This window comes from Clostridium sp. LIBA-8841, assembly GCF_057782475.1.
The window spans coordinates 1,201,106-1,212,995 of sequence record NZ_CM173488.1; the positions used below are offsets into that span (position 1 = coordinate 1,201,106).

The following is an 11,890-nucleotide window of genomic DNA, read 5'->3' on the forward strand; positions in this document are numbered from 1 at the left end:
TATGCAAATTAAGGATATAGCTAAAATAGCAGGAGTTGGTGTTGGAACTGTTTCAAGAGTAATAAATAATTGCTCAGATGTAAGCGATAAAACTAGAAGAAAAGTAACTAAAATAATTGAAGAGTATAATTATGTTCCTAACAATAGTGCTAGACTTTTGAAGATGAATGATACACGAAATATATGTGTATTTGTGAGAGGAGTATATAATCCGTTCTTTTCAGAGATTGTTAACTATATTAGAGAAGAAATTTCAAAAGCGGGTTACTTTATGATACTCCAACAGGAAGAATATAAAAATGAAACTGAAGAAATAAGGAGCATGTTGTCTTTAATTAAGGAAAATAAGCTTAAAGGAATAATTTCTTTAGGAGCTCAGCTTTATAACGTAGACAGCAAGCTATTTAATGAAATAAAGGTTCCTATAGTTTTCACTTCAGCAGATGTATTAATTGATGAACATATAGATTCAATTTCTACTATAAAGGTTGAAAATAGATACTCTGCTTATAAGGGTGTAAAGTATTTAATTAATAAGGGACATAAGAATATTGCTATATTATTAGGAGATGAGGATGACAAAGGAATAAGTATAGAAAGATTTAATGGATATAAGAGAGCTCTTTTTGAGGAGAAGTTTTTAGTAAGCAAAAAGTATATAAAGTATGGTAAATATGATTGTAAACATTCATATAATAAAACTTTAGAATTACTAGAAGAAAGTAAAGAGGTAACTGCTATATTTGCAATTTCAGATATTATGGCAGTGGGAGCAGCCAAGGCCATAACAGATAAAGGCCTTAAAGTTGGAGAAGATATAGCCTTACTTGGCTTTGATGGTATGGATATAACAAAATATTATTTTCCAGGGATTTCAACCATAGAGCAACCAAAGGAAAGGTTAGCAAAAGAGAGCATAAATCTATTATTAGATTTAATAAATAAAAAAAGTGAAAATAAGAATATAACAATAGAGACAAACTTATTAGAGAGGGAGTCTACAATTAAAGAGTTTGGAAAAGCACTTAATTAACTTTTAAAATTGATGAAAGTTTTAATGGGTTTTAATAAATTATATAAAAATAAAATTAGTTTATACAGAAACTTAGATCAGTGACTACAATATAAATTGAATACAGAAGTGGAGAATGGTTATATCAAGTAATATGATAAAGAGCGTTAATCTTGTCATAAATTTGATGTAACCTTTTTTACTTAAAACATAGCTATTAATTATTTTTTTAAATAAATAGAAAAAGAGCTCTGTAATTGATTACATATAAACTCTTTAAGTGATATAATTAATATGTAAATTAAATGGGATGAAGGTGAGAATATGAGAGAATTATACTTAAAAACACTAAAAAAAGAAGTAGTGCCATCAGAAGGATGTACAGAACCAATAGCAATAGCTTATGCAGCATCCATAGCAGCAGAACATTTAAATGGAGAAATAAAAGAGGTAAATATTTATTTAAGTACAAACGTAATAAAAAATGCATTAGGAGTTGGAATACCTGGAACAGGTGGAGTTGGAATAGAAATAGCAGCAGCTTTAGGAATCTCAATTCAAAAGTCCTATAAGAAGTTAACTATATTATCTAATTTTACAGAGGATGAACTTAAAAAAGCTAAGAAAATTGTAGAGAGCAATATAATAAATATAAAGCAAAAGGATATTGATAAAGCTCTTTACATAGAAGTAGAGCTTTGTTCAGAGAATTCAAAATCTACGGTAATCATAGAAGATATTCATACTAATGTAACCTTAGTTAAGTGTGATGATAAGGTTATAGTTGATAATAATAGTGAGGAATCCAATGAAGAGCTTGAAGAGGATTATAAATTATTTAGAATAGAGGATATATACAATTTTGTTAAAGAAGTTGATTTTAATGATATAAAATTTATTTTAGAAAGTGCAAAGATGAATGAAAAGGTTTCAGAAGAAGGGCTAAATGGTTATTATGGTCTTCAAGTTGGAAGTAAAATACTTGAAAGAGGAAACTTCAACTTATTTTCAAATGATGCATCAAATAAAATAATTGCAGCCTCAGCAGCGGCTTCAGATGCCAGAATGGATGGATGTGCAATGCCTATAATGACAACTGCGGGAAGTGGAAATCAAGGTATAGCCTGTTCAATACCAGTTGCCCAAACAGCAAAGTTTTTAGGAAAATCTGAAGAAGAATTAGCAAGAGCTTTAGTTTTAAGTAATTTAGTTACAATTAGAATAAAAAAACATATGGGAAGACTTTCTCCTTTATGTGGTGCAGGACTTGCAGGGGCAACAGGAGCCTCCTGTGGAATAACTTATTTACTTGGAGGAAGTTTAGAAAATATAAATTATTGCATAAATAATATGATTTCAGATCTTTCAGGAATGATATGTGATGGAGCAAAGGAAACTTGTGCCTTAAAAATTGCTACAGGAACAAACGCAGCAATTCAATGTGCAAACCTGGCTATGAATGGAATATCTGCAACATCTAATGATGGAATAGTTTCTAAAGATGTAGAAAAAACTATTGAAAGTATAGAAACTTTAATTCAAAAGGGATTTAAAAATGTTGATGATACCATACTTAACATAATGCTTGAAAAGAAAAAGAATAATAAATAAAAATAAGGCTGTATCAAAACTTTAAATAATAAAACTTATAAATAGTATGAAGAGAATATCTAATAATTCTCGGAATATATTTATAAGTTTTATTTTAAGTTACTTGTGATACAGTCTTGTATTATTTAGAAGCGTGTATATGTTTAAATAAGTTTTTTCTTGCAGCTAGTTTTACTAATAAAGCTACTATTAGTAAAGCTAGTAGTAAGATAATTAAAGGATTTATTCCTGTTATTTCTATTAATTCATCTAGTTCAGTATGTAATCCAAGATCAGTAAATAATGAAATGAAAGGATAGAATATTAAGTATATTGAAATACTTAAAACTGAACATAGGAAAAATATAAGGGTAAACTTATGGTATAAGCCATTTCTTAATGAATTATTAAATATAAGTACTAGAGCAAATAAAAATAATACAGGTATTAAAATACCAATTATAAGATTAATTACATAAGAAAAGTTTCCGTAATTAGCATTTACCACAGAAATTCCATGACTAAATTGTAATTTCCCTCCAAAGATTAAACCAACAATACCCTTTGAAATATTATGTAATAGACGAATTATTAAAAATGATAAAACAATCATAATTAATGTTGAAATAGTGTTTTTAAATTTGTTTGTTGTATTCAATTTTTTCAACTCCTTATTATAGATAAATATTGTATATGAAAAATATATTTTATAATTAACAGCTTAAAGTTTAGGTTTTATTGTACAATTTTGAATAAAGTGTTAACTAATCCTATATTAATATAAACTTTTTATGAACACAAGTAAAGAGTTAAATAGAAAAGTTGTGAATTTATCAGTTTGTAGGAATAGACAATATACAATTTTAAAGATAAGGGATAAAGTAAAAGTGAAATGTATATTTTATGAAAGAGTGAAATTAAAGGGGGGGAGAGATTGCTATAATTTTATAGGCTTTATAGCAATTGATTTATATGAGTGAATATATGGTAAATAGGATTTTAGGAAAAGACTTTGGTTTTTATAAGAGTCATGAGATTCCAAAAGAAGGCTTACTTGAGTTTGATGTTTTTAGTGATATTCATATTGTTAGTGATAGCATGGAAGATGAGTTAAGTGTCAAGTGGAATAAAACAATTGAATGTGTTAAAAATGATTTTAAAAAATCTTCTGGAATTATGGTTTGTGGAGACTTCGCAGAAGCTGGTGAGGAATATCAATTTAAAACTTATTTTGATATATTAGATAAGCATAATAAAGATTTTAATATTTTAACTGCCATAGGAAATCATCAAGTCAGATGGAAAGATACTTGGAATGAACCTTATAGTTTATATATGAAATACAATAGAGAATATATGGGAGAAACAGAAGGAAAGATATACTTTGATAAGTGGATTAAGGGATATCATTTTATTTTTCTTAATACTGAATGGCATATTAAAGATCGTTCATATATTTCACAGGAACAACTTGATTGGTTAGATAAAGCTATGGGAGAAAGAGAAGAGGAAGGAAAACCAGTATTTCTATTTTTACATCAAGCTTTAAGAGATACTTATTGGAATAGTAATGAATGGGATGTGGGTGTTCAAGATTTTGCCTTAAAAGAAGTTTTAAGAAAACATCCTAAATGCATAATGTTTACTGGTCATATTCATAATGGATTAGGAAAGTTAGATGTTTTAAAAACTGAATATGGAATAATGGTTGATGTACCGGGATTTCGTTCAAATGATTATGGAGATTCTAGAGGAGAGATTGGATATCATATAAGTGTTAATGAGGACAAAGTTCAAATAAGTTTATATGATTATAGAGAACATAAATGGATGGAGGATTATAACTATATAGTTGATTTAGATTCTAAGTTCTATAAAAAGGCAAAGGTTTTAGATATTGATTTTGATGGTGGTTCTTTAGTAGATAAATCATCTTATAATAATAGTTTGGTTAATATTGAAGGAGAGTTTGTTCAAGGAATTAATGGAGGACAAGCTTTAAAAGTAAAAAATTTAAAAGAACTAATTAATAAAGGTATTTTTAAAGAGGAAAATTTAATAGCTTCACTTGGAGAAGATGAATTTACTTTATTATTTTGGAGTAAGATTAATTATGAAGAGTGGTACCAAATAGGGGTAACTAAAAGCAATGAAAGAAAATTAAGGTTTTATATTAATGGAGAGTTGGTTCATGAAGAGGAACAAAGTCAAAATGAGATATCTTTAAACAAAACTTTTATAAGTGGAATTTTAAAATCAACTAACCTTAAAGAAGAGGCGATAAAGGAACTATTAATTGATGAGCTTAAGATTTATGAAAAAGTATTAGGAAGTGCTGAATTAGAAACAGCCTATACTCCTTTTAGAATAGAGAGGGAACCTAATAAAATAATAATTTCTTGGAAGGACTTTATAGATAAGGAAATAGAGCCTGCCTATATAGTTTTAGATGGAGAAGAATATTGTAAGATTGACTTAAATGAAAGAAGCAAAGAAATAACCGGATTAGAACCTAATAAGGAATATACAGTAGTTATTGTTGATAGAGAAAAAGATAATCATAGAAACTTTAGAAATGCATATTCCTTTACTTGTTAAAACAGAAATTTAAATTATGAAAATGGAGAAAAAACAGTTATGTATTTAATTACATAGCTGTTTTTTTATTTGATTAATATTTAATTCAGCTTATTTAAATAGAGAATTATAGCATAAAAAAGAAAAGATTTATGTTAAGAAGGCATAATATATAGGTTAAATAAATTTAACTGCGAAAAAATAATAAATACTGATAATTTAATATAAGTATAATAGAAGGTTAGGCTTACAAATTTTAATTGAGTTTTCTTACAGTTTCAGGTAAAAATCAACACTAGTTCAAAACATAGATATTTTAAAAAATTCTATATAAACGTTTTCAAGAGTGTGTTATAATGAAGATGAATAAAATGTTAATAAATTGATATATTTGTATATATTTGAATGTGGAGATGAGGAGATGAAGAGGTTAATTAAAATTTTATTGGTTATTGGATGTTTTGGATTAGGGGGATGGGCTATATCTGAGCATTACACAAATTTAACAGAAGAAAGATTTAATAATATTATAGAGAATGCAAATAAGGCTATTGATAATAAAGAGTATAAGACAGCTGAAGTATTATTGGATAAAGCCAAGATTATGGATCACAAATCAACTATAGTATGTGAAAAAATAGATGAAATGCAATTTGATAAGGAACAAAATGAACTTTATGATAGGGGTTTGGAATTAAAAAGAGCAAGAAGATATTCAGATGCCATAGATGTTTTTAGTGAAATTACTGATGAATCAGGGGATTTGAGGAGTAGGAGTAACAAAGAAATAGAAGAATGTAAGGAATATATAATAGAAAATTTTTCAGATAAAGCCAATGAAGCTATAAGAAGAGGTGATATGGAAAAAGCTAAATACATTGTAGTTAAAATAGAAAGAGTTGATGAAAATAGCCCTGAAATAAATATATTAAAGACAAAAATAGATAATTTTAAAGAAGATAAGTAAATATCAAGATTTTACTTGATATTTACTTATCTATTTTATTATTAGGTTTATTTTAAACTATTGTTGATTTTTAGATATGTATTAAGAGGTAGCTAAAAATCAACATTAATTTAAAATATAAGATTATTATTAAACAATATCTTTAGCATCTAAAAATGTCTCTTGTAAAAGTAATTTAATCATAGCGGGAAACTCTCTAATCATATATTGAACTCTAAGGACTATAGGTGTTTTTGAAGGAAGCCCTTCATTTTTAATACCCAAGTAATCTGCAATTTCCATAGCTCTAAATAGGTGGAAATCACTTGTTACTATTAATACCTCATCTTTACCAGCATTTCTTTCATCAAGAATTTTGTCACTGAATTCTAAATTTTGAAAAGTGGATTTAGATTTATCTTCCTCTATAATTCTATTAGGATTAATTCCTTTACTAACAAGAAAATCTTTCATAGCCTCAGCTTCAGGGATTAACTCATTACTTCCTTGACCACCAGAAACTATTACTTTGGTGTCAGGGTGTAGGTTAAGATACGCTAATCCTTCATCTAGTCTTTCTTGAAGAATAGGACTTGGCTTGTCTCCATCTAATCCAGCACCTAAAATTATTTCATAGTCTACGTCCTTAAGTTGGCTTATATTTTTAAAAGTTATCATTTTATATGTTAAAAAAACTTCAAAAATAATGAAGGCTGCAATAAGCAATCCTATTACAACAGCTATTCCAGTAAAAATCTTTTTTTTAATCAATCTATCACTTCCTTTGTTTTTACCTTCTAATAATGTAATATTTATCCTTAAAAATATTTTCTCATATAGAACTTACAGAGTTATGATTTAAAAGTGAAAAAAATATTACAATTTAATAAAACCAAGTTATAAAGATTAGTTAAAGGAGTGAGAAATTAGTCTAAATAAGTTTTTAAGGAACATTCATATATAATTAATTAAAATATTTTATATAAGTTTATAAAGAGAGAATTAATTATAATGAATGTTCCTTGTATAACTTAATTAAAAGCCTTATTTTAATATTTTAGAGAATGACCATCTTTTGTATATCAACAAATGGAGGTTCTCTCTTCCCACCATTCAAAGGAAACAATAGCATTTATTTCACAAGTATTCCTAATTTCTCTTAAAGAAACAACTATAGAATCCCCAGGCCCAAGGATAATTTGGCTTCCATCAATTATTAAAGTTGAAAATGGTTGAATAATCCTAGTAAATACAGGAATACCGTCAATAGGAGGAGTAATATTAGTTGAATATTGAATTACTCCTTTAGGCGTTGGTTCTGGGGTGATAGCTAGGTTTGAAGGACTTACAAGATTACTATTATTTCCTGAAGCACTTGATTTAAGATAAAATAAGCCTGAAATACTATTACGTGAACGGTTAGTTAATGTTATAGCATTTAAATAAATATTAATCCCTGAATTAGAAGGATTCTTTAGTAATCCTATTACACGTCCAGCTCTTCCAGTCAATATTGGAGTTTGACCTATAAAATAGTTTCCTCTTCTTGATTGGGATAAAGCATATGGGATTAATGTATTATTATTATCGATTCTTTTACATGGCATAATAATCACCTAAATTATAATATATTTTAAAAAGGATTTTCCACTAATATGATATGTTTAAGTTTTCATCAAGGTTACATATTTTAGTTTTGTTTAGTTAGTCTTATATTTAAAAGGAATAATTTTGAAATAAAACTTTAGATTATGTATAGCATTTATTTCTTTAAAGCATAATTTATTTTTTAAAGAATATAAATATAAAGTAGTACATTTTTACTACAACTTATGTTTTAAGGGGGAAAAGGAAGGATGAATTTTAAAGGTATAATGAGTAAACGATTACTATCTGTGCTATGTTTAGCATCAGTAACAACATCCTTATTTACTTTAGGAGCACCTAAGGAAGTTAAGGCTTCTCAAAACACTCCATATGACCAAAAGGAGTCATTAGCTCCACTTGGACAAGGGTATAGCATTGATGATTTATTAAATTGGACGCCAGAGAGTGATCCAGATGCTAAATATAATAGAGCTAGTATTGAAAGAAAAGATAGATTTATGGGTAACATAGTAAATCAAAATGCTCATCCAGAGGCTAGAATAATGAATTGTGCTTTAACTAATCCGCTAACAGATAATGCACCAGTTCAAGGAACAGAATCAATTAATGCTTATGTATTTTCATATTGGCAATATATAGATTCTTATGTTTATTGGGGAGGTTCTAGTAAGGGAATATTCTTAATTCCAACAGCAGATGTAATAGATGCTGGGCATAAGAATGGAGTTCCTGTTTTAGGTACTATAGGATTCCCATGGGGAACTGGAGCAGGACATGTTGAGCAAGTTAGAGAGTTTATTCAAAAAGATGAAAATGGAAATTTCCCAGTAGCAGATAAAATGATAGAAATGGCTAACTATTATGGATTTGATGGATACTTCTTTAACCAAGAATCTTATGGATGTAATAAAAATGATGCAGATTTAATGATAGAAATGCTTGAATATATTAGAGAAAAAGATCCTAATATAGTTATTGGATGGTATGATTCTATGGTTTCTACAGGTAATGTATCTTATCAGGATTCATTAAATGATAGAAATGCACCATTTTTCCAAAATGGAGATGTTAAGACTACTGACCAGTTTTTCTTAAATTATAACTGGAGCAAATGGAAGATTGATACTACTGTTGATACAGCTAGAGGGCTAGGAAGAAGTCCTTATGATGTTTATGCAGGATTAGATGTTCAACAAAACGCATATAATACAAACTTTAGAGTTGATCAATTATTAGATGAAAATAATAAGCTTAGAACTTCTTTGGCTATGTATTGTCCAAACTCTACATTCTCAATGGCTAAAGATGCTTATGATTTCTATAATCATGATCAAAAATTCTGGGTTGGACCAACAGGAGATCCTTCAAAGTCAGATACTAATTCTTCTTGGGTTGGTTTAGCAAACTATGTTCCAGATAGATCAGCAGTTAATGATTTACCATTTGTAACAAACTTTAATTTAGGACATGGAGAAGATTATTATATAGATGGAGAAGTTTCAAGAGATGAGGAGTGGAATTATAGAGCGCTTCAAGAATATCTTCCTACTTGGAGATGGATTGTTGAGTCTAATGGGTCAAAGCTTACTCCAGAATTTGATTTCAAAACAGCTTATAATGGAGGTTCTTCTTTAAAAATTCAAGGAGATTTAGAAGCTGAAAATCCAAATCATATTAAGCTTTATAGTACAGATTTAGCCTTAGAAAAGGACTCAACAGAATTATCAATTGTTTATAAAACAGATTCAGCTCCTAATATGAAAGTTGGATTATGTTTTGGAGAAAATTATGATTATGAAAACTTTACATTCTTTGATGTTACTGAAAATAGCAATGGGGAATGGACAGAAGTTAAAATTCCTTTAGGAGAGCATGTTGGTAAAACTATTTCTGCAATATCTTTAGGATTTGAAAGTCAAACTGATATAGAAAACTTTAATATAAATATAGGTCAATTATCTATAGAGGATACAGAAGCAAATAATAAGGGGTTAAAAACTGGTAAAGTTGTTTTAGAAGAATCAATGGTTCACCATGCTAATAGTGCAGAGGCAAGAATTTATTGGAATGGATTAGAGAATGGAAATGAAGAAGACTTAGCATTCTATGAAATATATAGAATTAAACCAGATGGATCAAAGGAACTTATGGGAGCAACTCCAAATGATGCTTATTATGTTCAAGATTTTGAAAGACATGGAGAAGAAATGAGTTTTGAAATAGAAGTAGTTCCTGTTGATGTTAATTACAATAGAGGAACAGGTCAAAGTATTACTTTTGATTGGGGAATAGCTCATGATGCTACTGAGGTTCCAGATAATACTGAACCTGTTAACTTTGCATTAAATAAACCAGTAACAGCAAGTAGAGAAAATAGTGGAGAACCTGCTATGAAAGCTGTTGACGGCACTGTAGAAAATAATAGTAAATGGTGTGCGACTAATGCTTATTCAGGATGGTTAAATGTTGATTTAGGAGAGCCAAAAACTGTTCAAAGATGGGTTGTTATGCATGGAGAAGCAGGTGGAGAGGCCAAGGATACTAATACAAATGATTTTGCCTTAGAGGTTTCATATGATGGTGGAAAAACTTATGAGCCAGTTGATACTGTAAGAGGAAATACTGATGCCATTACTGATAGAAATTTAGTAGAGCCAGTAACTTCTCAACATTTTAGGTTAAGAATAGATGATTCAGGAAATTCACCATGGGGTGCAATAAGAATATATGAATTCCAATTATTTGAGGATACTTACACAGAACAAGTTGATTATATTCCTATGAGATTTGTAAGTGCTAAGAATAATCTTGGAGCAGAGGATTATGTAACTATTACAAGAGGAAAAGAAGGACAAACAGTAAATCTTTATAAATCAATAGGAGATGAGGAGCCTTTTGCAACTAAGACTATTGATGGAAATGGAGAGGCTAAGTTCGAGGATTTAGATTTAGGTAGTGAAGAAGGAAGAGTTTATTATGCTATAGCTGAAGATGGAAAAGAAGAAAGCTTAAGAATGAGCGTTGAATATGAAAATGAAGCTTGGGATGAAACTAGTATTCCAGGAAACTATGAATTAAGACCATATGTAGCGCCAGGAACTACTGTGGAATCATCAAACTATGGGACATTAGAAATAAAAGGATTAGGTGAAGGTGATATAGTAAGTCTATATTCAAGTATGGATTCACTTCTTCCAGAAAAGACTTCAGTTAAAGTTGGCTCAGGAGAAAGTTCTGCAATATTAGATAGAATAGAAGTAAATAAGGATGGAGGCTCTTTTATATTAGAAGTTAAGAGTCCAGGTAAAAAGGCTGTTAGATATGAAGTTAAGTATAATGGTTTTGGAGAATTTGAAATGGAAGTAAAAGTTGAAGCACCAAGAAATCTAAAAGACTTAGATGTTCAACAAAAAAATGTAAAGTTAGGATGGGAAGCTCCAGAATCAACTTATGGATTAGAAGGTTATGTAATCTACAAAGATGGTAAAAAGATTGCAGAGGTTGAAAAAGATGTTACTGAGTATAATGTTGAAAAGTTAAATAGACATACAATATATAACTTTAAAGTAGCAGCTAAATATTCAAATGGAGAGCTGTCACAAAAAGAATCATTAACTTTAAGAACAGCTAGATAAAGTGAAAAATAGTTATTAAATAAAAAAACTAATGTTATTTAATATAACATTAGTTTTTTTATTTTATCTTTAGTAGTAACTTAAAAATAGGAAATTTTAAGTTTATTTTTAAAAGTATACAAGTGGATATTAAGTATTAAATAATAATGGATTTTATTTGCGATTTAATAAAAAAATGGGTTGTTTTTTAACTTAGTTATAAAAATATGAAAAAGTAAGTGAATTTTATATGAAAATTGTAAATAATATGCTATTATTTCCTTACAGAAAATTCAATAGGCAAACTTAGAGAAATCTAAGGACGCAAAGCTATAGGGACTAAAGTTTTAAATAACAATGTTAGCCAGTTGCCAAAAGGTATATATTTATTATACATTTTGTTTTATTAATATTTAATAGTTTTAAGTATGATTTGCTTATTTCTATGTAATTTTATGCATTTTTGGCTACTCATTTAGGAGTAGCCTTTTTTGATGTATTCTTTTTGGATAACCAGCTAAAAAAGTAGGGGGTAAAACACTT

At 28.5% G+C, this 11,890-nt stretch carries 8 protein-coding genes and 1 riboswitch; of the genes, 5 read left to right on the forward strand and 3 right to left on the reverse strand.

Annotated elements, in window-relative coordinates:
- The first annotated feature begins 1 nt into the window (after position 1).
- The gene (locus AC2A4K_RS05170; protein ID WP_322504032.1) at positions 2-1,033 is read left to right on the forward strand and encodes a LacI family DNA-binding transcriptional regulator; all 1,032 of its coding nucleotides are present in this window, start codon (positions 2-4) and stop codon (positions 1,031-1,033) included.
- Between the two features lie 303 nt (positions 1,034-1,336).
- The gene (locus AC2A4K_RS05175; RefSeq protein ID WP_322504031.1) at positions 1,337-2,623 is read left to right on the forward strand and encodes an L-cysteine desulfidase family protein; all 1,287 of its coding nucleotides are present in this window, start codon (positions 1,337-1,339) and stop codon (positions 2,621-2,623) included.
- Positions 2,624-2,744: 121 nt separating this feature from the next.
- Here the strand turns inward: AC2A4K_RS05175 and AC2A4K_RS05180 are convergent, their stop codons facing one another.
- Positions 2,745-3,260 (reverse strand): hypothetical protein, encoded by a 516-nt coding sequence (locus AC2A4K_RS05180; RefSeq protein ID WP_322504030.1) that lies wholly within the window; start codon positions 3,258-3,260, stop codon positions 2,745-2,747.
- A 326-nt stretch (positions 3,261-3,586) separates the two neighbouring features.
- Here AC2A4K_RS05180 and AC2A4K_RS05185 point away from each other — a divergent pair, with 326 nt between their 5' ends.
- Both AC2A4K_RS05185 and AC2A4K_RS05190 read left to right on the forward strand, forming a co-directional pair.
- Entirely contained in the window at positions 3,587-5,200 is a 1,614-nt protein-coding gene (locus AC2A4K_RS05185) for a metallophosphoesterase family protein (protein ID WP_322504029.1), read from the forward strand.
- Positions 5,201-5,600: 400 nt separating this feature from the next.
- The gene (locus AC2A4K_RS05190; protein ID WP_322504028.1) at positions 5,601-6,146 is read left to right on the forward strand and encodes a hypothetical protein; all 546 of its coding nucleotides are present in this window, start codon (positions 5,601-5,603) and stop codon (positions 6,144-6,146) included.
- A 129-nt stretch (positions 6,147-6,275) separates the two neighbouring features.
- On the opposite strand, the gene AC2A4K_RS05195 is transcribed toward AC2A4K_RS05190, so the two are convergent.
- Both AC2A4K_RS05195 and AC2A4K_RS05200 read right to left on the reverse strand, forming a co-directional pair.
- Positions 6,276-6,896, reverse strand: a complete 621-nt coding sequence (locus AC2A4K_RS05195) for a YdcF family protein (protein WP_322504027.1) — start codon at positions 6,894-6,896, stop codon at positions 6,276-6,278.
- Positions 6,897-7,207: 311 nt separating this feature from the next.
- Positions 7,208-7,732: a DUF6143 family protein gene (locus tag AC2A4K_RS05200; RefSeq protein ID WP_322504026.1), complete on the reverse strand. Its 525-nt coding sequence runs from the start codon at positions 7,730-7,732 to the stop codon at positions 7,208-7,210.
- A gap of 249 nt (positions 7,733-7,981) precedes the next feature.
- Between AC2A4K_RS05200 and AC2A4K_RS05205 the strand changes: the two genes are divergently transcribed.
- Positions 7,982-11,368: an endo-beta-N-acetylglucosaminidase gene (locus AC2A4K_RS05205; protein ID WP_322504025.1), complete on the forward strand. Its 3,387-nt coding sequence runs from the start codon at positions 7,982-7,984 to the stop codon at positions 11,366-11,368.
- Between the two features lie 268 nt (positions 11,369-11,636).
- A riboswitch (cyclic di-GMP riboswitch) is annotated at positions 11,637-11,723 on the forward strand.
- Positions 11,724-11,890 lie beyond the last annotated feature (167 nt).

What these genes read in the sequence shown, in the direction of transcription:
- AC2A4K_RS05205 (WP_322504025.1), top strand. Translation starts at nt 7,982, where the DNA reads ATGAATTTTAAAGGTATAATGAGTAAACGATTACTATCTGTGCTATGT.
- AC2A4K_RS05175 (WP_322504031.1), top strand. Translation starts at nt 1,337, where the DNA reads ATGAGAGAATTATACTTAAAAACACTAAAAAAAGAAGTAGTGCCATCA.
- AC2A4K_RS05190 (WP_322504028.1), top strand. Translation starts at nt 5,601, where the DNA reads ATGAAGAGGTTAATTAAAATTTTATTGGTTATTGGATGTTTTGGATTA.
- AC2A4K_RS05200 (WP_322504026.1), bottom strand. Translation starts at nt 7,732, where the DNA reads ATGCCATGTAAAAGAATCGATAATAATAATACATTAATCCCATATGCT.
- AC2A4K_RS05170 (WP_322504032.1), top strand. Translation starts at nt 2, where the DNA reads ATGCAAATTAAGGATATAGCTAAAATAGCAGGAGTTGGTGTTGGAACT.
- AC2A4K_RS05185 (WP_322504029.1), top strand. Translation starts at nt 3,587, where the DNA reads ATGGTAAATAGGATTTTAGGAAAAGACTTTGGTTTTTATAAGAGTCAT.